This window comes from Bacillus sp. RCC_6_1 (genome assembly GCF_041360755.1).
GTDB lineage: Bacteria > Bacillota > Bacilli > Bacillales > Bacillaceae_G > Bacillus_A > Bacillus_A cereus.
In genome coordinates this window covers 288654-315401 of record NZ_JBFUPV010000001.1, presented here as the reverse complement: position 1 = coordinate 315401, position 26748 = coordinate 288654, and the positions used below count along the sequence as shown (strand labels likewise).

Genomic DNA, 26748 nt, shown 5'->3' with positions numbered 1-26748 from the left:
TTTAAGTAATAGCTTCGGAAAAAATTGTGGAAAGTATTTTAATAAACTTAAAGAGGGGATACCGCCAGCTTTTTTGAAAAAACAAGTAAAGAGTATACAAAATTTTATAACGTTTTTTGGCTAATCCAGTAACAAACGAGAACCATAAAACCCATCACAGGATAGGAATGTATAAAAAGATGAATCGAGTGATAGAAAATAAAAAAAGGGATTCCTTCTGAGAGTAAGGAATCCTCCTTTTTGTTGCAACCGATAATAGGACGTTATGTTAATTAGAAATGTATACGATATTCATAAAATCCGAACTGTTCAATTTGTTAAAAAAAACTATAGTTGAAATTCTTTCTTTATAATTTCAGCTACTTCTGTAGCATTTAAATTCGTATTATTGATCCTTATATAATTTTTCTCTGTAATTTCTCCTTCTCTTGAATTTAATCTAAAATTTTCAAATGTGCTTAATAAATTTTGTTCAGATTGTTCAATCTTTCTTTTTGTTGGCTTATGTTCAAGTCGATGAGGTGTTTTATTTCGTTGAAGTCTTTCTTCTACATCAGCTTCTAATTCAACAAAATAAATATCAACCCCTTGGGAACGAAAAATATTACATATACTTTCAACATCATCCCAATCTTTCTTTTCATTAAACGCCCATACGTATGTAAAAATCATTCCATAATGTTCACTCTTTGAAAATGATTGAAATATTTCCTTTCGGAAAAGATGGGTTAATCGCCACATTTCCGAAGAGAATCCATACAATGGCTCCAATAAATCAATTGTCATATGGTTATGAAATAATTTTAAATCAGTCATCTTTGCTAGTTCTTGTCCAACTGTCATTTTCCCAACTGCTTGTGGCCCAAATATCAAAACAAACTTTTTCATCGAATTCCCTCCAAAAAATAATAAGACATTAATTATAAAATAAGAGATTCTGTAAATGTATCACAATCAAAATATTTTGTAGAATCTATATACTTTTCTGCCTTTTGTATTTATAAAAATAGTTGTCTTCCAATAACGAAAAATATGTAAATAAGCTATCCATATGGATAGCTTATTTACATATTTTTTTGTTTAGCGTGTTTTTTTCAAAAATAATGGCGATGCCTCAAGAAATGGATAAAAAATAAAAATCATCGGAAACGAAAGCTTTTAAAATCCCGTTCCTAATTTAAAATGTAAAAAGAATGAAATAGTATGGTAGCGGGAAGAAAGTAGTAAAATTAAGCATCCGAGTAGGAGTATAGAGTGATAACATGTTACAATACAGCTAAGAACATGCAATAAAGGAGAGTTTTTTACGTGAAGATTAAAGCAATTGAACCGACGCCAAGTCCAAATACAATGAAAGTTATTTTGAATGAAGTATTACCATCAGGAGCGCGTAATAATTATACAAATGAAAATAAAGAACAAGCACCAATGCAAGTGCAAGAAATTTTGAAAATTGAAGGCATTAAAGGTGTATATCATGTAGCCGACTTTTTAGCAGTGGAGCGAAATGCGAAGTATGACTGGAAAGTTTTATTACAACAAGTTCGTGCTGTTTTCGGCGAAGAAGTAGTGGAAGAAAGTGAAGAACAACAACTTGCTCATTTTGGAGAAGTGAAAGTGTTTGTTCAAATGTTCTTTACAATTCCAATGCAAGTAAAGTTAACAGATGGAACGACGGAAGAACGTGTTGGTTTACCTGATCGTTTTAAAGAATCAATTATGAAAGTGCAAATGTCTGCACCAAATGTTGTAAAAGAGCGTAAATGGGTGGAACAAAGTACACGTTACGGTAACTTTGAAGAAATCGGGAAAGAAGTAGTAGAAGAGATTGTTGCTGCTTATTCAGAAGAACGTGTAAATGAAACGGTTAAAGAATTATTAAATCAAGCAGGTGCTGTTGAAGTAACGATCCAAAAGCGTGAGCCATATAAAGTAACAGAAGAGATGATGAAAGATTCTGACTGGAAAAACCGTTTTGCAGCATTAGAACAAATGGATCCTACTGAAGAAGATATTCCAGTGTTGAAGATGGCGTTAGATGATGAAAAAGTTTCAATACGCCGTTTAGCAACAGCGTATTTAGGTATGGTAAAAGGTGATGAAGTATTACCGTTATTATATAAAGCTTTATTAGATCGCTCTGTAAGTGTTCGTCGTACTGCAGGAGATTGTTTATCAGATGTAGGTGATCCGGCAGCGATGTTCGTTATGATTAAATCTCTGAAAGATCCAAGTAAATTAGTACGCTGGCGTGCAGCTATGTTCTTATTTGAACTTGGAGATGAAAGTGCGATTCCAGCATTAAAAGCAGCGCAAGATGATCCAGAGTTTGAAGTAGCGATGCAAGCACGTCTAGCATTAGAACGTATTGAAGGCGGAGAAGAAGCAAAAGGTTCTGTATGGAAACAAATGACGGAGTCTCGTAAAGGGGAATAATATATGATTGTTTTCTATGATAGTTGGTGTCCGATGTGTACGGCGGTTGCAGAACGTACGAAAAAATTAGATAAAAAGGGTAAGATGAAATTTGTTTCATTTCGAGATGAAGATGTAGTTGAGAAGTATGAGCTTTCTCAAGAACTACAAAGTAAGATGGAACAAAGATTGTATATTTTTAAAAATAATAAGTGGTATGACGGCATTCATAGCATACATGTATTAGCAAAGGCCGTTCCATCTTATTGGTTTGCCGTTCCTTTTATAAAGTTATCTATCGTACTTTGTTTTGGAAGTAAAGTATACGATTATATCGCTAACAATAGAAAACTTGTTCCAGTGGGGCATTGCCGCGGTGGGGTTTGTGAAATCCCTACAAAAAAATGAAATCATCGTTATCTTTCTTTTGCACCTATTAATAGAGCGTGATATGATGAATTTGGAATGAAAGTTGAAGGAGAGATTACAAGATGTCAAATGCTTATGAAGAATACATGCGCCAAATGGTAATCCCAATGCGCCAAGAGTTAGTGCGTTCTGGGTTTGAAGAGTTAACTACAGAAGAAGCTGTAACAGAATTTATGGAAAATACATCAGGTACAACTTTAGTAGTTGTAAACTCTGTTTGTGGTTGTGCAGCTGGTTTAGCACGTCCATCAGCAGGTCAAGCGGTTGTTCGTGCTGAAAAACAACCTGATCATCTTGTAACTGTATTCGCAGGTCAAGATAAAGATGCTACTGCAAAAATGCGTGAATACTTCGGAGAAATTCCTCCATCTTCACCATCTATGGCATTATTAAAAGGAAAAGAAGTTGTTCACTTCATTCACCGTCATGAAATTGAAGGTGCAACTATGGACGAAATTATTACGAACTTAGAACAAGCTTTCGAAAAGAATTGCTAAAGAAGGGGGAGAGTAAATCTCCCTCTTTTCTTTATATAGAGGTGAAACAATGATCGTAACAACAGCAGGAAGAACGAATAAAGAAATGACAGATTATGCAAAGCAGGTAGCCGCAGAATTAAATCGTTCATTCGTTAAACGTAATGACATACCAGTACATAAGCTGCATGAGCAGTATGAACAAGATGTGCTTGTCGTAGGGAAGAACCGATTAGCTATTTATCCGAAAGGTACGGAAGAATCGTTTTTCTTTCATCCGAACTCAGCGATGTTTCGTGTGAAAAGGTTAATGCGTGGAGAACACGATCCGTTTGTACAAGCCACGCAATTAGAGAGAGGAATGACAGTGTTAGATTGTACGCTCGGGATGGCATCAGATAGTATTGTAGCTAGTTATGTTGTTGGTGAAAGCGGAAAAGTAACAGGACTTGAAGGCAATGAGTATATGGCTTATATTATGGAAAATGGTTTGAAAACATGGTCTTCATCCGTTTCTGAAATTGATGAAGCAATGCAAAGAATTCAAGTAAAGCAAACGGAGCATTTTTCATTTTTAGCGCAATGTGAAGACAATAGTTACGATGTCGTTTACCTTGATCCGATGTTTGAAGAAACTGTCATAGAATCCGACGGAATTAAAGGATTAAAACACTTCGCTTTGTATCATGATATTACTGATGAAACAATTGCGGAGGCAAAACGAGTGGCGAGAAAACGTGTCGTTTTAAAAGATCATTTTCGTAGTTCTAGATTTGAAAAACACAATTTTTATGTATACAAAAGAAAAAGTGCTAAGTTTCACTTTGGTGTAATTGACCCTTGCTAATTGTTTGAAAAGATGTATAATAAGCAATAATTAATTAAATATACTGTCTGTGATGAAGAGAGTAGTCTTTTTTAGAAGGAAAGCGAGCTAGGGATGGTGTGAGCCTAGTACGGAAGAAAAAGATGAAGCGCACTTCGGAGATGCTTCTTGAACGAATAGTAGAGAAAGCCGAGGCCCCCTGTCCTCGTTATAAACGGGAAAGTGGTTCGTAACGAACAACAAGGGTGGTACCACGGGTTAAAACTCGTCTCTTTTTTAGAGACGAGTTTTTTGTGTTTTAAAAAATAAGGAGGTTGTATCATGGATTATAAAATGCAGTTTGTGGAAAGTTTATCTAATATTTTCACGAATGAATTAACGCAAAAACAAATTTTAGATTTAATTGAAACACCGAAACAAGATGAATTTGGAGATGCAGCGTTCCCATGCTTTTCATTAGCGAAGCAATATAAAAAAGCACCAGCTCTTATCGCAAAGGAAGTTGCTGAGAAATTCAATGATCCGTTTTTTACGAAAGTAGAAGCCGTTGGTCCTTATGTAAATGTATTTTTCAATCGTGAAACTGTAAGTGATGCAGTATTAAAAACAGTTTTAGCGGAGAAAGAAGAGTTCGGTCAAAACCACTTTGGCTGTGAAAAAACAGTAGTAATTGATTATTCCTCTCCTAATATCGCGAAACCTTTTTCGATGGGGCATTTACGTTCTACAATGATAGGAAATTCGCTGAAACATATCGCTGAAAAATGTGGCTATGAAGTTGTAGGGATTAATTATATAGGAGATTGGGGAACACAGTTTGGAAAGTTAATTACGGCTTATAAAAAATGGGGAAATGAAGCAGTAGTTAAAGAAGATCCAATACGTGAGCTATTTAAGTTATATGTCCAATTCCATGAAGAGGTAAAAGACGACGAAGAACTAGAAGAAGAAGGACGTGCTTGGTTTAAGAAATTAGAAGAAGGTGATGAAGAAGCGGTAGAGCTTTGGAATTGGTTCCGTCATGAGTCCCTTAAAGAATTTTCTCGCATTTATGAACTTCTCGGCGTAGAATTTACTAATTTTCAGGGAGAAGCATTTTATAATAATTTAATGGAAGATTTTATTGGGATTTTAGAAGAACATGAGTTGCTTGAAGAATCAGAAGGTGCATTAGTCGTTAATTTAGAAGAAGAAGGAATGCCGCCTTGTTTAATTAGAAAATCAGATGGTGCGACGATTTATGCAACGCGTGACTTAACGGCAGCTTTATATCGTCAAAACACTTATGGGTTTGATAAAGCGCTATATGTTGTTGGTCCAGAACAAAGCTTACATTTCAATCAATTTTTCACCGTATTAAAAAAACTTGGCTATACTTGGGTTGATGGTATGGAACACGTACCGTTTGGCTTCATTTTAAAAGATGGTAAGAAAATGTCGACACGTAAAGGAAGAGTTATTTTACTTGAAGAAGTACTCGAAGAAGCAATCGAACTTGCAAAACAGAATATTGAAGAGAAAAATCCAAACTTAAAACAAAAAGAAGTAGTAGCAAAGCAAGTCGGTGTTGGTGCAGTCATCTTCCACGATTTAAAAAATGAGCGTATGCATAATATCGAATTCTCATTAGAAAATATGCTGAAATTTGAAGGAGAAACAGGACCTTACGTACAGTACACACATGCACGTGCTTGCTCTATTTTAAGAAAAGAAAGTGTAGAATTTGAAACATGTACGTTTGCTTTAAAAGATGATTATAGCTGGAGTGTCGTAAAATTACTTAATAAATTCCCTCAAGTAATTGAAGCAGCTTTCAATAAAAATGAGCCATCTATTATTTCGAAATATATATTAGATGTAGCACAATCATTCAATAAATATTACGGTAATGTTCGTATATTAGAAGAGAGCGAAGAAAAAGACAGCAGACTCGCATTGGTTTATGCTGTGACGGTTGTATTAAAAGAAGGATTACGTTTACTTGGGGTGGAGGCACCTGAGGAGATGTAACATAGTAGTAAACTGACAAACTGGGTCTAGTATAAACCTGGTTTGTTTTTTTTATTGGATATATATTTTTTTTGCAAAATCAATTAAAATCTTTTTAGAGAGGGTGATTCATATTGATTCGAACTTTTATTTTACAAATTCCTTGTCATAGAAGATTAGATAGGAGTTTTTTTAAACTACAAAAGTACATACCTTTATGTGCGCGTTGTACAGGCATGCTTATTGGTATTTTAATGTTTCCAATTTATTTTTATATGACACCTTCATTTCTTTTGGCAATCATACTATCATTTTTCGCTCAAATTCCGTTACTTATCGATGGGTTCACCCAAAAGTGGAAATGGAGAAGTAGCTCAAATTTGCTAAGAATAACTACTGGTGTATTAAGCGGTAATGGTATGGGATTATTCATTTCCTCTAGTGTTATATGGATATTATCTTAAGATATATAGTAATGGAGGTATTTACATAGATGTTCTGGATTTACTTAATTCTAATTTTTATTTCAGGTGGAAGTGGAATTGGTTTTATGATTCAAAATAAGTATACAGAAGCAATAATAGCTTTTGTTATTTGTATACTATTGTTTGGGCTACTGTATTATTATCTTAAGAGAAACAAAAGAAAGAGAAAAGCAGATTGTGACGATTTAGACTGTACGGATTGTTTTGATTGTGATTGTACTTGTTAAATTTTTATTCCAAATAAAAAGCTAGTGTATTATTAAAAATACACTAGTTTTTTTGCTTTGAAATTTTAAGAAAAGTGTAGGAATACGGCTATTATATAGAGAACTTTAGTTTTGTATATAAAAGGAGGCGGGAAAATAATCTGTTTTGAACCACATTGGATTTCTAATATGGCTTCTTATTTACTAGATGGGGAGAAACAATCGGAATTTATTCAGCTAGGTGTTTTGCAGAAATTATTTGAAAGTGATACGCAAAGAAATGGTAAAGATGGCAATATAGGCATGAAAATACCGATATATTTAAGTGAATTAGGTGTGAAAAATATTGAATGTAGAGTAAGCGATAAAGTGAACTTTTTAGATTCAAATATGCATCACAATGATAAAAACGATTTGTATCAATCATTAAAAGAAGAGGGAATTGCAGGTGATCCGGGTGATAAGCAACAATTTGTAGAACGTTTAATAGCCAGAGGATTAACATATGATAATGCGCTAGCTCAATATGAAGCTGAACTACGATTTTTTAAAATATTTCATGTGTATTCTTCTTTTGTATACGCTCCCAATATGAAAATTACATTTGGTGACATAGTTTGTTAAAAGGTATGATGTATAAGGCTTGTCGTTTAATGTCGATAAGTCGATATTCGACATATAATCGCTGATATATGTTAAGAATCGGTCGATATAATTTGAAAATCGCCGATAAAATGAAAGAATCGCTGATATATTTGAATTATCGCCGATATAATTTTATGTACTAATTTCAGCTTCTACAAGATTAAAACCGCATGTTACGTTATTCCATATAATTAAACAAAATACGGAGAAAAACAATCATTTTTACTATATTTTGTTATAAATTTGAATAATATTAATTAATAACATCTATTATAAGAGATTTTAGTTGAATACATACTATATGGTGTGTAAAATCTAAGCAAGTAGCAGTTTAAATATAAATTCGAGGTGAATGCATGCTAGATTTTAAGCAGTTAGAAACTTGTTTAAAAGACAAGAGATTTGTAGATGGATTACAGGAAATAAATAATGAAATTGCATATATAAAAGAAACGAATACTTTATCCTCTGTGAAGAATTGGCTTGCCAATATTCCTTCGCATAAGGAGTTCGATATATTAATTCGCCTTACTGATGAAGGGCTTATGCACCAATACAGTTCATTCCTCATTCGTTACGCTTATAAAAAATTCCCAAATATGAGAACGCTCTCTTTATATTGTGATGAGTTAATTGATGAGCGGAAAATTCTTGAAGCGGAGCAGTTGTTAAAATCTTCTTTAGAAGAGTTAAGTAAAGAAGAAATAGATGCAGATTTTTTAGCGAAAACATATTTTACGTTAGTACGATGTCTTTTAGAAATGAAACGAAACGAAGAAGCGTTAATGTATATGCAAAAAGCAGAGGAGTACAGTGCACGCGCAGTGTTTGATAAATGGGGCTACGTTTATATGCATACAGGTGAATGGGAGAAAGCGGAAAAACAATTTATTGCTGGCATGCAGCATGAAGATTGTGAAGAGTTATCTACCTATTTATTATCACAATTGTATGCGAATAAAGGAGAACAAAAACGCGCGATACAGTTAATCGATGATGCGATTGTAAAATTCCCACAAGTACCATATTTTCATTTTGAGAAGATAAAGTATTTATTAGATTTAGAGCAATATGAAGAGATGTTAGCGGTAATAGATAACATAAATACTCAGCTGCCATATCATGCCTATAATACTTACTTTGTACATTTACGTGCAGAAGCGCTGTACAAAATGAATAAATTTGCAGATTTACAAAAACTATTAAAAGAAGAAAAGAGTTTAAAAGAATCTTTATATCATAATTTAGAAAAAAATCCGGATGGAAAAAAGGTTCACTTGCCGATAGTTCCTATTGTACAAAAGGATAATTATTGTGTTCCGACAAGCTTAGAGATGATGTTGCGTATATGGGGAGAGAAACGTACACAAGATGAAATAGCAGAGTTTATTTTTGATATGACAGGTTCGAAGTTTTCAGATACTGTTTCTTATTTAGAAGAATTAGGTTATGAATATCGTTATTTTAAAGGGAATGAAGAGAATTATAAGAGACTGATTGACGAAGGAATTCCTGTTTTATTAAGTATAGATATTGAGCATGCTTCACACGTACAAGTTCTATCTGGATATGATGATACATTGCAAGCTTTCTATGTTCAAGATCCAAACTTTATAGAACCAGTTCTTGTGGAATATAGTAAATTACAAGAAAAATATCGTTATACAGGCTGTTTAGCAATCACGTTTGTTCCGAAAGAAAAGAAGGAGCAACTAGCGTTTCTAAGTGAAGAAGAAAATCGTTACTTTAAATCTATTTTTTCTCTTACGGATCATTTAGATGAACATGACAAAGAGGGAATTAGTAACTTAGTACAATTTTTAAAAGAAACGAGTGATAATCCAAATACGTGGTTATATACGATAAAGCACTTAGATGTTGAAGTAGATAAAGAATTTATTTTATATTGTATTGATAAGTTAATGGAAAAGTTTCCGAACTCGGACTTTGTTAAATTGCATGGTGCACAGTGTTTTATTCGTCTTCAAGAAGTAGAGAAAGCGGAGCAAATGCTGACAAGCGTTGAGAAGAAAAATAATCGTGCTTTATATCATTTAATAAACGGAAGATATGCGTTTGAACAGGAAAGTTATCTAGAAGCGATTTCAAGCTTTCGTTCATCGTTACAATTAGACGCAGATCAGCCTATTGCTTGGAGTTTTCTCGCTTTATCCTATATGTATATTGATCAATCTGAAAAAGCATTGCAATACTCTCAAGTTGCGTTAGAGCGTAGTCCTGAAAGGTTCACTTTAACAAATCACGGTTTAATATTAATAGATTTAGAAAGATATGAAGAAGCATATGAAATCTTTAATGACTTGTTAAAAGAGTATAAATATGAAGCGCATGTATGGTATGAACGAGCGAGATGTGCACATCAACTAGGGAAATTATATTTAGCAATAAAAGGGCTTAAAGTAGCGATTCATTTGGATAGTAATGCACCTTACATTTATACGAAACTTTCGGAAATATACGAATCTGATTTGAAGGATGAGGAAAGTGCGAAAGAAATTTTATTAAACGGTATTGAGAATTGTGATGATAAAGCACCTCTTTACGTAAAATTAGGTGACTATCATTTTCAAAATGATAGCTTGGAAGAAGCAGAAGTATTGTATAAGCGTGCTTTAGAAGAAAATGATGAGGATGTTTATTCTCACTTCGGACTTACACAAGTTTATATGGCAAGAGAACAATATAAGGAAGCAAAAGAATATATTCTTGGTCTTGAGAAGCAAATTGAAAAGAGCCAAGATTTCCTCATGAATGCAGGAATGGTTTTATGGGATGCTGAAATTGAACTTGGTGGAAATGAAGAAGGATTTAAAGTAGCGCTATCTAAGTTAGAAAATGGTATAAAGAAAAGTGATTATAATGTAGCAAGTGCGTTAGATGAATATGTGAATCGAATTAAAGGAACGGAATTTGTACAACGAGGTATAGCATTTTTAAGAACGTTACACAAAGAAAGAAATGAAGTAAGTGAGTACGGTTGTTATGCAGGTATTTTGTATGAATCTATTGGACAGTACGGCCAAGCGATGAAAAGATATAATAAGGCGATAGAACAAATGGAAACGGCATTACCGTATTACCGAATTGGCGAAACACTTATGGCATTAGGGCAATTGACGGAAGCAAAGCAGGCGTATGAAACATGTTTAGAGCTTGATGGGAATTTCGTAGGTGTACATTTACAGCTTGCGGAAATATACGAAAAAGAAGAAAACCGTTCTAAAGAACAAAGTCATATGGTTCAGGCGATGAAAGAAGAGCCGTTGCATATTAATATGGAATATTTGGCACAGCTTTCAGTAGAAATGAACCTTCAGGAAGAATTGCTGATTGAACTAGAACAATTAGCGGACGAAGTACCTGAAATATGGCGTTTAGATGCGATTGCATATGTGTACGGAGCGATGAATGAAACAGATAAAGAACAAGCACAGATTGAATACGCGCTACAATTAGATGGTGAGCATATAGAAGTACTATATCATTATGCAAAAGTATTAGTGAAAAAAAGAAATGTAAAAGCAATTGAAGTTGCAATGAAAGTAATACAAAAAGATTTTGATAATGAACGTATATTTGATGTTTATGTAAAAGCAGTAGAGCAACATAAAAAATTGTCTAACATACGAGATTTTCTTCATACGTTAAAGGTGAAAAAAGCAGAAAGAAGTACAGCATTCATGTATGCTGCAGCTGCGGTTACGGAAATATGGATTGAACGCCAGCTGCATGAACAGCCGAAACGATCTATCATTACGAGAGCTTTTTATCGTATGAAAAATCGTGCGAAAGAAATTTCAATGGTTACTATGATAATTGATTTATATGAAATCTCTTTAAAGTTAAATCCGAAAAATAGTATGGCAGCACAGCGATTTGCGCTATTTTATGAGAATGTCGAGATGAATAAAGAAGCAATAGAGATTCTACACACGTCACTAGAAAATAAATGGGATTATGACGTAGCGAAGCAACTTGTAAATCTTTTCGTTGAGTGCGAGGAAGAAGATATGTTAAGAGATGCTTTGGAATTAACGAAACAAATGGTTCGAGAACTACCAGATGATTATGATACTCTTCTTCTGCAAGCACAAGTATTCTTTAAAGCAGGGGAAGAAAGAAAAGCAGAAAAGATTATCTTACAATTAACAGAGCAAACACCGTTTGTAAGTAGAGCATTTCTTGCTTTAGGAGAAATATATCAAAGTCAAGAAAGGTTTGAAGAGGCAATTCAAGTATTAGAAAATGCTTCTGTACATCATCCAAATGAAACAGCAATTCTTCTTTCTTTAGCATCTTCATATCATGGTGTCGGTCAAACGATAAAGGCAGAAAAAATAACAAATGAAGTATTAATAATTGACGCGAGTGATTTGTTAGCAAGATATGATCGTGCTTGTTATTTAGCGCAGTTAAATAGAAATGAAGAGGCGAAGGAAGAGCTTGAATTTGTCCTTCGTGAGGATGAATCGGGATTCTTTGCTGAACTTATTGAGGATGATGAAAATTTAGCAGCATTGCGAGAATTTGAAAAGTAATTGTATAAGAATAGGGAAAAAAGATAAGGATATATTTTGAATTAGTTGACAATTAGTTGCTAAATGGCATAAAATAACTTTTAACAAAGTATACAAATCTGAAGACGAGAAAGAGTAAAATAGTGAGCTGCTCTCCAGAGAGCCGGTATATTGCTGAAAGCCGGTGTGCAGACGTTATTTGAAAATCATCTCCGAGGAGCCGAGGCTGAAAGTAAGTAAGCCCGGACGGATGTCTACCGTTACAAAGAACACGTATGACAGTACGTTGCTAAGTGCTATTAGTGAAAAAGCTAATAGAATTAGGGTGGTATCGCGGGTAAACCCGTCCCTACTTTATAGGGACGGGTTTTTTGTGTGCTTTAAAATATTCAAAGGAGTGATTGTATATGGAAAAAGTAGATGTAAAAGAATCAGCTGTAGGAAGAGAAATGCGAATTCGCAAACAGTGGAACGAACAAAATATTTTCGAACAATCAATTCAGAATCGAGAAGGCGCACAGTCTTTCGTATTTTATGAAGGACCACCAACGGCGAACGGACTACCGCATGTAGGTCATGCACTTGGACGAACAATTAAAGACTTAGTAGCAAGATATAAAACGATGGCTGGTTATAAAGTGTTAAGAAAAGCGGGATGGGATACACATGGTTTACCTGTAGAATTAGGCGTTGAGAAGCAACTTGGTATTTCTGGTAAACATGAGATCGAAGAATATGGCATTGAACCATTTATTCAAAAGTGTAAAGAGAGTGTTTTCACATATGAGAAGCAGTGGCGTGAATTCACTGAAAGTATTGGTTATTGGGTAGATATGGATGATCCATATGTAACTTTAAAGAATCCATATATCGAAAGTGTATGGCATATTTTGGGGACAATCCATGAAAAAGGATTGTTATATAAAGGACATAGAGTTTCACCATACTGCCCAAGCTGCCAAACCTCATTGAGCTCACATGAGGTTGCACAAGGGTATAAAACAGTAAAAGATTTAAGTGCAACTGTGAAGTTTAAAGTGAAAGATAGTGAAAATGAGTATTTCTTAGGTTGGACCACAACACCTTGGACACTTCCAGCAAACGTTGCGCTTGCTGTCCATCCAAATATGGAATACGTTAAAGCAAAACAAGAAAGTCATGTATACATTGTTGCGAAAGAACGTGTACAAGAAGTATTAAAAGAGAACTATGAAGTATTATCTGTTCATAAAGGCGAAGAATTATTAAACACATCTTATACAGCGCCATTTCCGATGAAAGAAGTTACAAATGGTTACCGCGTTATTGCAGCAGATTTTGTAACGGGAGATAGTGGTACAGGACTTGTTCATATTGCTCCAGCATATGGAGAGGACGATTATAGAGTCGTTCAAAGTGAAGGATTGTCATTCTTGCACGTTGTAGATGAAAAAGGTGAGTATACAGAAGCGGTACCATTTTTGAAAGGGAGATTTGTAAAAGATTGTGACGTGGATATCGTTCGTTATTTAGCGAAGGAAGGTTTACTGTATCATAAAGAAAAATATGAACATAGCTATCCGCATTGCTGGCGTTGTGATTCACCACTACTTTATTATGCAGGAGAAAGTTGGTTAATCCGAACAACTGCAATTAAAGATACATTTTTACAAAATAATGATTCTGTTACTTGGTATCCGGATCATATGAAACATGGACGTTTTGGTAAGTTTTTAGAAAATATGGTGGACTGGAATATTAGCCGAAATAGATATTGGGGAACACCATTAAACGTGTGGGAATGTGAAAGTTGTAATCATCAGTTCGCACCGAAGAGCATTGCCGAATTAAGAAAGCATAGTACGAAAGAAACACCGGAAGATTTGGAATTGCATAAGCCGTATGTAGATGAAGTGCAAGTCTGCTGCGAGAAATGCGGAGGAACAATGAATCGTACACCAGAAGTAATTGATGTTTGGTTTGATAGTGGTTCTATGCCATTTGCACAATATCATTACCCATTTGAAAATAAAGAGTTATTTGAAGAGCAGTTTCCAGCGGATGTTATTGCAGAAGGAATTGATCAAACACGCGGCTGGTTTTATAGTTTATTAGCAGTATCAGCACTATATACAGGAAAAGTACCGTATAAACGAGTGTTATCACTAGGGCATGTTTTAGATGAAGAAGGGCAGAAAATGTCTAAAAGCAAAGGAAATGCACTAGACCCAGTTGATTTAGTAGATAAATTTGGTGCAGATGCGCTAAGATGGGCTTTACTTGTTGATAGTGCCCCGTGGAATGCGAAGCGTTTTTCTGAAAGAACAGTACTGGAAGCGAAATCTAAATTTGTAGATACATTAGTCAATGTGTATAGCTTCTACGTTTTATATGCAAATTTAGATGAGTATAATCCGAAAGAAACGTATGATGTAAAGCTTACGAAATTAGACGAATGGGTATTATCAAGATTGCATAGTACAACGAAAAAAGTGAGAACGGCACTTGATGATTATCAATTTACGAATGCAGCTCGTGAAATTGCAGCACTTGTAGATGAAGTGAGTAACTGGTATGTAAGACGCTCACGTAATCGTTTCTGGGAATCTGGTATGAACGCTGAGAAAGCAGCTGCGTATGAGACACTTCATGAAGTACTTGTAACAATTAGTAAATTAATTGCACCATTTACACCATTTGTCGCGGAAGACATTCATCTGAATTTAGAAGGAAGCAGCGTTCATTTAGCCGATTATCCAGTTGTAAATGAATCACTACTTCAGCCGAAATTAGAAGCGGAAATGGATGCTGTTTTACAAGTTGTTGAACTTGGAAGAAGTAACCGTAATCAGCATTCTTTAAAAGTAAAACAGCCGCTAGCAGAACTTGTATTACTTGAGCATAACGAGAATGATATGGATTGGGAATCTTATCGTGATATCGTTATGGATGAGTTAAATGTAAAAGCGTTCCATGTTGAACTCGATGAAACAAAATACACATCATATCAATTGAAGCTTAATTTTAAAACAGCGGGGCCGAAGTTCGGTAAAAATGTGAATGCAGTGAATGGTTGGCTAAAACAATTATCACAAGAAGAAGTGCAAAACTTTGTATCAACAGGAAGAGCAGTTTACGAAGCAACACCAGGAGAAGAAGTAGTTGTAACTGCTGAAGATGTGCTAGTTGAGAAAGTTGCAAAATCAGGATTCTCTAATACGACTAACGGACAATATACAGTTATGTTAGATACGAATGTAACGGAAGAATTGTTGCAAGAAGGAGTAGCGCGTGAATTCATTCGTGCGGTTCAAGAATATCGTAAACAGTTGAATTTACCAGTTAATTTACGAGTCGATGTTATTCTTGATACAGAAGTAGAGCTACAGCGAACGTTAACGAACCATAAAGATTTATTGGAAGAAAACTTACTCGTTAAACAATTTACATTTGGTCACTTAACGAACGAAGACGATGAACTTTCTTTAGGTGAAACGAAAGTTCGAATTAAATTAAGCGCGGCTCATTAAAGGAAAAGGAAGTTGGAATGATTCCAACTTCCTTTTTGTATGATGGAAATTTATCCGGCTAATTTCCTCATAATCCATTCGATAGGACCTCTAGAAAATTTTTTTCTCCATAACACACTAATTAAAATGCTGAAAATGAAAAATGCAGTAGCAAATAATAAAACGAATAGTAGTGATTGATTTTCCATTCTATTTAATAGAATTAATGTCCCAATACCGATAAATACATGACTGACATAATGAGTTAATGTTAATTGTCCTGTTTGCACAATGGAAGTGACAAACCAATTATTTCTATATTTTTCAGCGATATAGAGGCAAATGATTAATATAGCAATAGAGGATCCTGTAGCAGATAAAATATATAATACATTTGGTAAGATGGGTCCTGTATTAAATAAAAATGTGGCGGTCTCTCTGCCGATGTATGGAATAAAAAAGTGTGTAAGTCCTTTTGATAAAAGTTCTGTCAATATTGTGATTGTAATACCGAGTAAGAGTAATCTTTTTTTTATTTTTTTATTATGAAGATCTAACCTGCCAATTAACATACCGATTAAGAAGAACGAGAACCAAGGGAAAATAGGGTGATAGCCATTAAAGAATAAGTTGCGAAGAAAACCCTTTATTGTCCAGAAGTCTACATAATTTATAAATGGAGTTGGACCTACCCAACCCTCGAAAGTATTGAAAGTAAGCTGAAGAGATTGTGCGAACAATAAAATAATGATAGAAAGAAAAAGTAATAGTTTTTTGCGTACTGTCATGAGTAATGCAGCAACGAAAAGGTAAACACCATAGTAGTGTAATATATCCCCAGTCCACTCCATTACATATAGTAGTAATCCTAAAATAAATAAGAAAAGTGATCGTTTCCATATGGTCTTTCGGCTATTAGAAATTTTTATTTGTTCATTGCTAGCAACGGCTGACCTAGTCATTAAAGTTATACCAATGCCAGCAAGTATAACAAACAAAGCAGAGGCTCTACCTTCAAATAGTGACATGAAGGTTATTAAAAAAGGGGGACCATTTCCTTCTGCACCTGTTATCACCATGAAATTAACAAGTAGCATACCAAACATCGCCCAAGCTCTAGCAAAATCTAAGCCGATAATGCGTTTTTTTGTATTCACTTCAACCCCTTCTTTCAAAAATGTTATTTACAGCTTCAATCCAAATTTGTTTATAATCTATCTTTGCATCAATCATCATAAAATTTCCGATATTATCAAGCACTAATGCTAACATATGAGCTTTTGAAACTAGATTTTTATTTTCAATTAATTGAAGTTCATTTGCTTTTGTAAGGAGTACTTCAAATCCATGTAAGTATTCTGTTTGCACAGTTAGTAATCGATCTTTGTACATCTTGTTTCTTGAAGATAGTAATACATATTCTTGTAACACTCGGTTAAAATAAGGGTCGTTTCGCTGTTCATCAATTATTTTAAGGCCAATTGCAATACATTTTTCAATAAAATTTGATTTTGTAAACTCTTCTGTATGGAAATAAGAAGAGAACTGCATAGCTTTACATAATTCAGTAAAAATACATTCAATTAAAGCATCTTTAGACTTAAAGTAGTAATATATAGATGGTTTTGCGATACCAACCTCCTCACCAATCATCGTATAAGTTGTTTTAACAATACCGTACGTAGCAAAAAGGCGATAACTTGCTTCCATTATTGAAGAGAGTGTTTCTTCACTTTTACTCATATAGATCCTCCTAAAAAAAGGTTATTTAAATCGTATCATTTACAAGTGCTTTTTTCAACCTACCGTTAGGTAAAAAAATAGTCTATTTTTTTAAACAGTAATATGAAAAGCTTTAGGGATAAGGAATGGATTTAGAAATTTCTTTCTAAAGTATTGTGTTCACTTTACACATAAATATTGAGAAAATTTCACTTACCCTAAATGGAAAGGTAATAGAAGTGTTCATAGAGAATTACTCGTAGATTCAATTTTTATCCATCCGTTTTGCGGGGAATGATTGCCTAGTGGTAATGGGATAAGGTTGAGCTACTTTATTAGGGGGAGTGGTTCTATGTTTAATAAAAAAATGGTGGCAATGGCAATGACCGTGCCGTTAGTAATGGGGACGATTTCTACGGTTTCGGCATTGGAAAAACAACAGCAAGTAAAGTTAGAAGCTTATTCGCCACAGAAAAAAGCAACTGAATATTTAAAAGAAAATGCTGCGCAGTATGGATTGAAAACAGATCTTTCAGACTTGCAATATATTTCTACAACAGAAACATCAGTAGCTTCATATGTTAGGTTCCAACAAGTTGTTAATGGTGCACCTGTATTTTCAAAACAAATAACAGTTACGCTTAACGGAGAGGGAAAGGGAGTACTCGCTGTTTCTGATTATCAGCCTGTTACAGGTGTGAAGGAAGTAACGACAAAAATTAGTGAAAAAGATGCAATACAAAAATCAATGGCGTATGTTGGAGAAGCAAGTGAGCAAAATTTATGGGCTCCTACAGATAAAGAGTTCGGATATATTGTTGAAGAAGGAATTGCTCGTCCAGTATATAAAGTTGTAGTCCATTCTAATAATCCATTTGGTGCATGGGAAACATTTATTGATGCAGAAAATGGAAAGTTAATTAAAAAGGTTGATATAAACCGAAAAGCTGAAGGGTCAGGAAAAGTATTTTTACCTAACCCAGTCGTATCTAGCGGTAGTAAAGTAGGCTTAAAAGATAATAACGATGCAGATTCAACAGCTCTAACGAACCAACTGAAAACTGTTACGTTAAAAGGTTTAGATGGAACAGGATTTTTAATTGGAGAATATGTAACGATTTCTTCAAAAGCGAAAACAAAATCTACGAATTTACAATTTAACTATACACGCGCAAATGATAGCTTTGAAGATGTTATGTCGTACTATCATATCGACACATTGCAACGTTACATTCAAAGTCTAGGTTTTAAAAATATTAATAACCGTTCGATAAAAGTGAATGTTAATGGTACAACTGATGATAACTCATTCTATTCTCCATCAACAAAAGCTTTAACTTTCGGTACTGGCGGTGTTGATGATGCAGAAGATGCTGGTATTATCGCACATGAGTATGGGCATTCGATTCAAGATAACCAAGTTCCTGGCTTTGGTAGTTCAGCAGAAGGTGGAGCGATGGGAGAAGGATTTGGCGACTTCTTAGGTGCTACATATGAAGATGCAGTATCGACTACTGGATATGGTAAAGCATGTGTTGGAGAATGGGATGCGACTGCTTATTCTAGTTCAGATCCGACGTGCTTACGCCGATTAGATACGAATAAAGTGTATCCGAAAGATATTACAAATGAGGTACATGATGATGGGGAAATTTGGGCACAAGGCCAATATGAAATGGCACAAGCATTTGGACGTGATGTAGCAACGAAAATTATTTTACAATCGCACTGGTCATTAACACCAAACTCTAAATTCAGTGATGGAGCAAAAGCGATTAAGCAAGCGGATGCTCTTTTATATGGCGGACAACATGCTGCTGATATCGATCGCATTTGGGCAGCGAGAGGCATTAGTACGAATTAATATAAAAAGTCGTGGCATTTATAAGCCACGACTTTTTAATTTGCTTACGAACTGGTACTAGTAAATAAAGCTATATCAATGATAGTGTGAATATATCCGTATCCCATTTACTTTTTAGCTTCTTTAAAAACAAAATGCTCTTTAAATTTTCTAGATTCAACTTTTTGACCATTTCGCATCGATCGGAATGGGTGTTCTTGCCATGTAATAATAACATCAACTTCATCTGCTTTTGTAGCAACGGGTAAATTAGCGTGTTCAAATCCAGTTTTTCCACTTGCCAAACGACTTTCCTTTAGGGAAAAGAGTTCATATTTCGTTTTCTTATTTGGTTCGTTGCGGAATACTTCGACGTTTACATTATATACTTCACTATTCCCGACATTCTTTACTGAAAAATGATATGTTTGAAATTCATCTTTTTTAGCTTGAAGCATATTCTTGTTTGTTTTTTTCGGTTTATCAATATTCACTTGCCATTGATCAGAGTTTTGAGAGATTGGTAAAGATTTTGGTGAATAGGCATACGTTTCGTTTACTACAATTAAGCAAAACAAAAGGAAAAAGAAACTAATTGCTTTTTGCATATACACACCTCGCGTTAAAATTTTTATTAATATGCGTAAATGAATTAGTTTTTATGTAAAAATTGGAAAATATTAAAGGTGTAATTTTGGATGTAATACATAAGAATATGTATTACAAAATTAACTTTTCACACTTTAGAAGAAGTTAGGAGTTATAAAACCAGAATGTTTCAAAAAAAGCTTGCGTTTTATAAGGTGAGGAGTTAGAATACTCTGTAAATATAAAAAGTGATGATCAGGAAAAGTACATGGTGCAAAGGTCTACAGAGAGCAGCCAGTTGCTGGGAAGGTTGCGATACCGCATGATGGAAAGACACCTGTGAGTGTTGCTTTGAACGTGATTATTAGTAAAAGCAAACGGTACCTACCGTTATCAGGGCTAAGATGGTCAGTATGACAATTTGGGTGGTACCGCGGAAAAAATCCGTCCCTATTTATAGGGGCGGATTTTTGTATTCTTTGAAAGGGGGTGAGTGACCGTGGATGATGACGATGACAACAATAACGTAAATAAATATAAAATTACTGGAGGGAAAAATAATGGATTCAATAATGAAGCGTTCACTCACAAAAGAATGTACAAAGCAAAGTGGAAAGGTTGTATTACTTCAAGGATGGGTAAAAAAGATTCGACATCTTGGAAATGTTAGTTTTTTATTATTACGGGACAGAACAGGAGTAATTCAATGTGTATTAGAAAATGAATTGGCTGGATATAAAGTTGATGTAGAAAGTGTCGTCCACGTAATTGGTGAAATAGTCGAAACATCGAAAACAGAATTGGGTGTTGAAGTACTTGCTCATGAAGTGAAAGTAATAAACGGTGCAGAGCCACTTCCATTTGAAATAAATAAAAAGAAGTTACAAGTTGGCTTAGATCAACTACTTAATGAGCGAGTAATATCATTAAGGCATGAGCGAACCGCAGCGATTTTTAAAGTGAAATCTACACTCGTTCAAAGCTTTAGTGAATTTCTTATAGAGAACGATTTCACACGAATATTTACGCCGAAAATTGTTTCGCAAGGGGCAGAAGGAGGAGCAAATGTTTTTAAGCTTCCATACTTCCAAAAAGAAGCTTATTTAGCACAATCACCACAGTTCTATAAGCAAATGATGGTGGCAGGTGGGTTAGAACGAGTTTTTGAAATTGCACCTGTATATAGAGCGGAACATCATAATTCTTCCCGTCATTTGAATGAATATATATCGTTAGACGTAGAGCTTGGTTTTATTCATGATTTTTATGAAGTGATGCAACTAGAAACGGATGTTTTACGATATATGTTTCAACAAGTAGCGAAAAAATGTGAAATAGAACTACAACTATTACAAATAGAAGTACCTGTTATTACTGAAATACCTAAAATTACATTGTTAGAAGCACAAGAAATTTTGAAAAGTAAGTATCGTAAAGAATCTCCTGTAGGGGATTTAGATACAGAAGGTGAAAAGTTACTAGGGAAATATGTGAAGGAAATATATAATAGTGAATTTGTTTTTATTACGCATTATCCGAAAAAAGCGAGACCGATGTATACGATGCCGAATAAAGAGAATCCAGCTATTACTGATTCATTCGACTTATTATATAAAGGATTAGAAATAACGTCAGGGGCACAGCGAATTCATAATTATGAAATGTTACTCGCTTCGTTTAAAGAAAAAGGATTACACCCAGATAAATTTCAATCTTATTTAAATACATTTCGATATGGTTGTCCACCACATGGAGGTTTCGGAATTGGGTTAGAAAGGGTTGTATATAAACTTTTAGAATTAACAAATGTACGAGAGGCGAGTGCTTTTCCGAGAGATTGTACTCGTCTCATACCGTAAAAAGAATCTTCGCGATTATCGCGAAGATTCTTTTTTTATAGTTCGTTTGAAAAGGTGAAAATATAGACTCTTTCTTTTTCTAATAAGCTTAGTAAAAGTCAGTTGAAATATGAACCATTTCGACAAAAAAATCAATATACCCTTGACAGTTACAAATATAACAGATATACTTCATATTAATTTCAAAAGAAAATATATTCTAAATATTAAAATGTGTTGAATAGGAGTAGTAAGGTCATGTATTTGTACAGAGAGCTATGGGTTGGTGTGACATAGTCAAATAACATCCTGAACTCGCCTAGGAGCAGTAAGGTGGAACGGAATTACATTCTTAGTAAATCTTAACGGTTAACCTTCGATATTAGGTTTGTAATCAAACGATTACTACTAAGGTGGATTCATAATGGAATCAATAAGGGTGGTACCGCGTTAAGTAAATGGCTTAGCGTCTCTTTATATAGAGATGCTAGGCCATTTTTTTATTATATGGAAGAAGAAATGGAGGGTTTATTTGAATAGGTTTATAAAATTTATTTATTTATATAAAAAGATTTAATTAGGAGGAAAATGAGATGAAACAGACGGAGCAATGGACTTCGAAATTAGGTTTTATAATGGCGGCAGCCGGATCAGCAATTGGACTTGGTGCGATATGGAAGTTCCCTTATATCGCTGGGAAGAGTGGGGGAGGAGCGTTCTTTTTAATATTTATATTATTTACTGTTTTAATTGGACTACCGCTACTTATAGCTGAATTTATGATTGGACGCAGTACGCAGAAACAAGCAGTTGGAGCATTTAAAAGCATCGCACCAAATACGGGATGGCATTGGATTGGACGCCTTGGTGTTGGAACTTGTTTTATACTACTTTCGTTTTATAGTGTTGTAGGTGGATGGGTATTAATTTATTTATTCAGAGGAATAACTGGACAACTGATTACTCCAGGACAAAATTACGGTACATTATTTACTGAAACAATTGGGAATCCTGCTTGGGCTATTATGGGACATTTCGCTTTTATGTTCATTACGATATGGGTTGTATCAAAGGGTGTACAAAACGGAATTGAAAAAGCAAGTAAATATATGTTGCCAGCATTGTTCGTTTTATTTGTCGCTCTTATTATTCGTTCGTTAACACTTGATGATGCAATGAAAGGTGTGAAGTTTTTCTTACAACCAGATTTCTCAAAGATTACTTCGGAAAGTATTTTGTTCGCAATGGGGCAATCATTCTTTGCAATTAGTATCGGGATTTCAATTATGGTTACGTATAGTTCCTATTTAAATAAAAAAGAAAGTTTACCAAAATCAGCAATAACAATTGTTGGATTAAATTTATTTGTTTCATTATTTGCAGGTCTTGCTATTTTTCCAGCCGTATTTTCATTAGGAATGGAGCCAACAGAAGGACCTGGATTACTATTTATCGTATTACCATCTGTATTTAGTCAAATCCCATTCGGTGGATTTTTCTTAACAGTATTTCTTGCACTATTTACATTTGCGACATTAACATCAGCATTTTCTCTACTAGAAACTGTTGTTTCAGCATTAGCAAATGGTGAACAAGAAAAGAGAACGAAATTATCATGGATGATCGGTTTCGGCATTTTCTTGGTAGGTATACCATCAGCGTTATCATTTGGAGTATGGAGTGATATTACGATTTTCGGAAAGAATATTTTTGATGCAGTAGACTTTTTATCTAGTAATATATTAATGCCACTTGGAGCACTATTTATTAGTATTTTCGTTTCATTCAAAATGGAGAAGAAGGTACTAGAAGCAGAGTTTTTTGTAGGTGGAAATTATGGAAAGAAAGTATTTACTTGTTGGGCATTTTTACTTCGATTTGTAGCACCACTTGCAATAATTATCGTCTTCTTAAATGTAATAGGAATTATTTAATATTAAATGTTATAATATTCAGTAAAAAAGGGGGTGGTGATCATAAAGGAAAATTTGATAGAAGCAGGGAAATACATGAATATTAGAGGGAAAAAGCTATACGTTGAAACACATGGAAATCCTAAAAATAAGCCAGTCTTATACTTGCATGGTGGACCAGGAGAAAGTTGTTATGATTTTTCATTTCATCAAGCGGAACGTTTAAAAGATTCTCTATATGTAATTATGATAGATCAAAGAGGTGTTTGTCGCTCAGAAGAAATAACTGAAGACGAAGCTTTTGGATTAAATGATTTGATTGAAGACTGTGAGGAATTAAAAAAAGTATTACAAATTGAGAAGTGGTCTATAATTGGACACTCTTTCGGTGGATATGTAGCATTGCTTTATGCGTCGATATATCCAAGTTCAATAGAGAAAATAATATTTGAAGGACCAACTTTTAATTTTGCATTAACAAGTAGGGCTTTGTTACAAAAGACAGGACATTTATTAAAAAAGTATGGAAAAGAAGAAATAGCAAAAGAATGCTTTGCTTATTCATCTAGCGATGCTAGTTCAGAAGAGTTGTTAGAAGCTTATATAAGATTAAGCGCTGAATTAGAAGAAAAAAGAATGGAGATTTACAATAATAAGGAAAATAGGACAGATGAGAGTTTATACAGTGATGAAGAGTGGGAAATATTTTCAAATCGCTCCAAAATTCACTTTGATAGATTAAAATTAGAGGGAGCATGTCATACATCATTATTATCAAAAATAAAAGATGTACAAAATCTAATGTTATTAATAGTAGGAAAACATGATGTAGTAACGTGTGAAGAACAAATTAAAACATTTAATAAAGATGCCCGAAACGGCAAGTATATCGTATTTGAAGAGAGCGGTCATTCACCTCATTATGAGGAAGCAGATAGATTTGCAGAAACAGTCATACATTTTTTGAAATGAAGAAAAGGGTGCTTCTATAAATGAGAGGCCCCCTTTCTAAATTTCTGGATATGTGATTGTGATGTTAGGCCACTTACTTTGCCAATTCTTTTTTATAACTCTGTTTTTGTACATATGTAATCGTTCTTTCGATTCAAGAAAATGAGCTGTTGGTTTCACTTGTAAGGAAAGGACATCTTCAATACCACATGGGGCTGTTAAGATAACGTTGTTTAGTTCATCAAGTGTAACTCCTAAAGCCGTTGCTGTTTCAGGGAATTTAGAAATAGCATTAACAGAAGAAGAATATGGTGGCATATTATTCACTACATGCATACGAGCTTGATTTTTTACAGACCAAGGGATAGTAGCATCAATATTCATTAATTTCGTTTCTAATGATTGTTCGTATATCTCATCTTGATGTAGACTATCATAATAAATCACATCAACATCAGGCATAGCCGTTTTAGCTTCATAGTCATGTAAAGTATCCCAAATTTTAGAACGAACAAATCCGGCACAAATCCACCAATCAGGTAGCTCTAGTGATTTTGCCATTTGTAATACATTCATCATCCATTCGTCGTTTTCTATTAAGCGAATTATATCTTTCTCTGTTTTGATCTTCATTGATAAATTCACCTTTCTAGTAAATTAATGCATCAGTTCAATAATCCATAAAATCCAGTAAGCACCTGGTACAAATAGCAGTTGTGCTAATAATGTGCCGAGAAGTCTAGAAATCATTAGCCAACCATACATTTTACTCATAGATTCAGCACCGCTTTCTGATTGTAGAGCACGTTCTGTTAAAAGAGCAATGCGTGGATCGAGTAATACAGTTAATAAAATAGTGGCGAAACCATTTACAAGGCCAGAAGCTGTACTTGCATTTGTTGCATAATCTGGATTTAAAAAAGAAGCGTAAAGGGCTGAAAGTACCCCTGCTGTATAAATAGCAGTAGCAAACATGTTAATAAGCATAATACGCTTTGGAATACCACCGATACGCAGTCTATGAATCATTTCTAACTTTGGAAAACGGACATATTTTTTTGTGTACTTTAATTTTTGAATGTTATTCGTTTTCATCATTCGAATGAAAGAACCGTCTGTTTCAAAGTTTTGAATGACATATCCAAATAATTTTGTCAAAGTTGGATAAAGAATGATCGCGATTAAAGTACCGATAGAAGCCGATAATAGTACGAGTCGTATAATATGCTCTAAATTAATAGAAGAATCTAGTTTTGCTTCATCGACAATACCACCGATTAAAAAGGCTTGTAGTAAGTTTGATGTTCTTGAAATAAGTAACACCATTCCTACAACAGACAAGGCAACCGCAATCTTCTTTAAACGTACTCCAGCTAATCGAATACTATAAGAGCTTGTTTCAACTGCGTGGATCACAATTGTGAAAGCCATTATAAAAATTAACGTAATTGACATTTGTTTCACCAGTTTCTATTAAAATAATTGTAACTTTTTTACTGTATCATATCTATCGTATTTTGTAACTGAAAGTATGTGACATATGGAAATTGATTTTTCGAAAAAATAGATAATAATAGTATAATAGGGAGAAGTGGAAGAGATGTTAGCACTTATTTATACAGCAAATTAAGTGGAGGAATGAAGCATGTATAAAACATTTCTATTTGATTTAGATGGAACTTTAACTGATCCGAAAGAAGGGATTGTAAACTCGGTTTTATATGCATTAAAAAAAGTAGGAATTGAAGAAGTACATATAAGTGAGTTAGATTCATTTATAGGTCCTCCTATTCAGCAATCATTCATAGAGAGATATAATATGAGTGAAGGAGAGGTTGAACGTGCTGTTTTTTACTTCCGTGAGTATTTAAAGCAGCGTGGATTGTTTGAAAATAATGTATACGAGGGGATTCTGAAGCTCTTGCAACAATTAAAAAGTTCAGGGAATCGCATATTCGTAGCAACTTCAAAGCCCACTGTATTTGCGAAACAAGTTATAGAGCATTTTCAATTAACGAATTATTTCGAAGACATCATTGGAAGTAATTTAGATGGTACGAGAATAAAAAAAGAAGAAATAATTGCTCATATTTTACAAACACATGAAGAACTAAATAAAGAAGAAATGATAATGATTGGTGATAGAAAGCACGATATAATAGGTGCAAATCAGAATGGAATTGCTTCAATTGGTGTTTTATATGGCTATGGCTGTGAAAAAGAACTGACTGAAGTTAGTGCGACCTACATAGTGAAAGATGTTGAAGAACTGTATCATTTTTGTGTAGAGAAAAATTTAATACAGCAGTAAATATAGATTCTAGCAATCCCTTTATAACGTATGACGATGAATTCGTTTCTGTTTAAAGGGATTTTTCATATGTAATCGAATAATT

The 26748-nt window shown here is 34.2% G+C and carries 20 protein-coding genes, 1 pseudogene and 4 other annotated features; of the genes and pseudogenes, 15 read left to right on the top strand and 6 right to left on the bottom strand.

The window, feature by feature from the left end; all coding sequences use genetic code 11:
* Positions 1–327: 327 nt before the first annotated feature.
* Positions 328–888, bottom strand: coding sequence for an AAA family ATPase (locus AB6801_RS01490; RefSeq protein ID WP_000714950.1), 561 nt, complete (start codon positions 886–888; stop codon positions 328–330).
* 420 nt (positions 889–1308) lie between these two features.
* Here AB6801_RS01490 and AB6801_RS01485 point away from each other — a divergent pair, with 420 nt between their 5' ends.
* From AB6801_RS01485 to ileS, 10 genes and pseudogenes are all read left to right on the top strand, one after another.
* A complete protein-coding gene (locus tag AB6801_RS01485; RefSeq protein WP_000692580.1) occupies positions 1309–2436 on the top strand; it encodes a conserved virulence factor C family protein in 1128 nt (375 codons plus the stop codon).
* 3 nt (positions 2437–2439) lie between these two features.
* Positions 2440–2823, top strand: a complete 384-nt coding sequence (locus tag AB6801_RS01480) for a thiol-disulfide oxidoreductase DCC family protein (RefSeq protein ID WP_097999204.1) — start codon at positions 2440–2442, stop codon at positions 2821–2823.
* Between the two features lie 83 nt (positions 2824–2906).
* Positions 2907–3341, top strand: coding sequence for a BrxA/BrxB family bacilliredoxin (locus AB6801_RS01475; protein WP_000063706.1), 435 nt, complete (start codon positions 2907–2909; stop codon positions 3339–3341).
* A 49-nt stretch (positions 3342–3390) separates the two neighbouring features.
* On the top strand, positions 3391–4167 hold the full coding sequence (locus AB6801_RS01470; RefSeq protein WP_016077794.1) for a class I SAM-dependent methyltransferase: 777 nt from the start codon (positions 3391–3393) through the stop codon (positions 4165–4167).
* Between the two features lie 40 nt (positions 4168–4207).
* Positions 4208–4422 (top strand) — a binding site (T-box leader).
* Positions 4423–4467: 45 nt separating this feature from the next.
* A complete protein-coding gene (gene argS / locus AB6801_RS01465; protein WP_000384928.1) occupies positions 4468–6156 on the top strand; it encodes an arginine--tRNA ligase in 1689 nt (562 codons plus the stop codon).
* Between the two features lie 113 nt (positions 6157–6269).
* On the top strand, positions 6270–6599 hold the full coding sequence (locus AB6801_RS01460; RefSeq protein ID WP_000621475.1) for a DUF2085 domain-containing protein: 330 nt from the start codon (positions 6270–6272) through the stop codon (positions 6597–6599).
* Between the two features lie 29 nt (positions 6600–6628).
* Positions 6629–6847, top strand: coding sequence for a hypothetical protein (locus AB6801_RS01455; RefSeq protein ID WP_000498601.1), 219 nt, complete (start codon positions 6629–6631; stop codon positions 6845–6847).
* Positions 6848–6964: 117 nt separating this feature from the next.
* Positions 6965–7450, top strand: a pseudogene (locus AB6801_RS01450) (class I SAM-dependent methyltransferase); the annotation flags it as partial.
* Positions 7451–7827: 377 nt separating this feature from the next.
* Entirely contained in the window at positions 7828–12030 is a 4203-nt protein-coding gene (locus tag AB6801_RS01445) for a bacteriocin-processing peptidase family protein (protein WP_048567952.1), read from the top strand.
* Positions 12031–12122: 92 nt separating this feature from the next.
* Positions 12123–12363: a binding site (T-box leader), on the top strand.
* 53 nt (positions 12364–12416) lie between these two features.
* The gene (gene ileS, locus AB6801_RS01440; RefSeq protein WP_058839548.1) at positions 12417–15518 is read left to right on the top strand and encodes an isoleucine--tRNA ligase; all 3102 of its coding nucleotides are present in this window, start codon (positions 12417–12419) and stop codon (positions 15516–15518) included.
* A 50-nt stretch (positions 15519–15568) separates the two neighbouring features.
* On the opposite strand, the gene AB6801_RS01435 is transcribed toward ileS, so the two are convergent.
* Together AB6801_RS01435 and AB6801_RS01430 are read right to left on the bottom strand one after the other, a co-directional pair.
* Positions 15569–16654 carry a DUF418 domain-containing protein gene (locus AB6801_RS01435; protein ID WP_001093123.1) on the bottom strand — a complete coding sequence of 362 codons (1086 nt, stop codon included), beginning with the start codon at positions 16652–16654 and terminating at the stop codon, positions 15569–15571.
* Position 16655: 1 nt separating this feature from the next.
* Positions 16656–17240, bottom strand: a complete 585-nt coding sequence (locus AB6801_RS01430; RefSeq protein WP_000045224.1) for a TetR/AcrR family transcriptional regulator — start codon at positions 17238–17240, stop codon at positions 16656–16658.
* 331 nt (positions 17241–17571) lie between these two features.
* Here AB6801_RS01430 and AB6801_RS01425 point away from each other — a divergent pair, with 331 nt between their 5' ends.
* On the top strand, positions 17572–19083 hold the full coding sequence (locus tag AB6801_RS01425) for a M36 family metallopeptidase (RefSeq protein WP_000482274.1): 1512 nt from the start codon (positions 17572–17574) through the stop codon (positions 19081–19083).
* A 107-nt stretch (positions 19084–19190) separates the two neighbouring features.
* Here the strand turns inward: AB6801_RS01425 and AB6801_RS01420 are convergent, their stop codons facing one another.
* Positions 19191–19670, bottom strand: a complete 480-nt coding sequence (locus tag AB6801_RS01420; protein ID WP_069605045.1) for a hypothetical protein — start codon at positions 19668–19670, stop codon at positions 19191–19193.
* A 222-nt stretch (positions 19671–19892) separates the two neighbouring features.
* Positions 19893–20105, top strand: a binding site (T-box leader).
* A gap of 105 nt (positions 20106–20210) precedes the next feature.
* Between AB6801_RS01420 and aspS the strand changes: the two genes are divergently transcribed.
* From aspS to AB6801_RS01405, 3 genes are all read left to right on the top strand, one after another.
* Positions 20211–21509: an aspartate--tRNA(Asn) ligase gene (gene aspS / locus AB6801_RS01415; protein WP_000377345.1), complete on the top strand. Its 1299-nt coding sequence runs from the start codon at positions 20211–20213 to the stop codon at positions 21507–21509.
* Between the two features lie 207 nt (positions 21510–21716).
* Positions 21717–21965: a binding site (T-box leader), on the top strand.
* Between the two features lie 116 nt (positions 21966–22081).
* Positions 22082–23422 (top strand): sodium-dependent transporter, encoded by a 1341-nt coding sequence (locus AB6801_RS01410; protein ID WP_000814539.1) that lies wholly within the window; start codon positions 22082–22084, stop codon positions 23420–23422.
* Positions 23423–23497: 75 nt separating this feature from the next.
* The gene (locus tag AB6801_RS01405) at positions 23498–24373 is read left to right on the top strand and encodes an alpha/beta fold hydrolase (protein WP_070757587.1); all 876 of its coding nucleotides are present in this window, start codon (positions 23498–23500) and stop codon (positions 24371–24373) included.
* A gap of 36 nt (positions 24374–24409) precedes the next feature.
* On the opposite strand, the gene AB6801_RS01400 is transcribed toward AB6801_RS01405, so the two are convergent.
* Both AB6801_RS01400 and AB6801_RS01395 read right to left on the bottom strand, forming a co-directional pair.
* Positions 24410–24985, bottom strand: coding sequence for a nucleotidyltransferase family protein (locus tag AB6801_RS01400; protein WP_000695357.1), 576 nt, complete (start codon positions 24983–24985; stop codon positions 24410–24412).
* Between the two features lie 24 nt (positions 24986–25009).
* Positions 25010–25807: a lipid II flippase Amj family protein gene (locus AB6801_RS01395; protein WP_000028915.1), complete on the bottom strand. Its 798-nt coding sequence runs from the start codon at positions 25805–25807 to the stop codon at positions 25010–25012.
* Positions 25808–25997: 190 nt separating this feature from the next.
* On the opposite strand from AB6801_RS01395, the gene AB6801_RS01390 reads away from it, so the two are divergent.
* On the top strand, positions 25998–26663 hold the full coding sequence (locus tag AB6801_RS01390) for an HAD family hydrolase (RefSeq protein ID WP_000278478.1): 666 nt from the start codon (positions 25998–26000) through the stop codon (positions 26661–26663).
* Positions 26664–26748 lie beyond the last annotated feature (85 nt).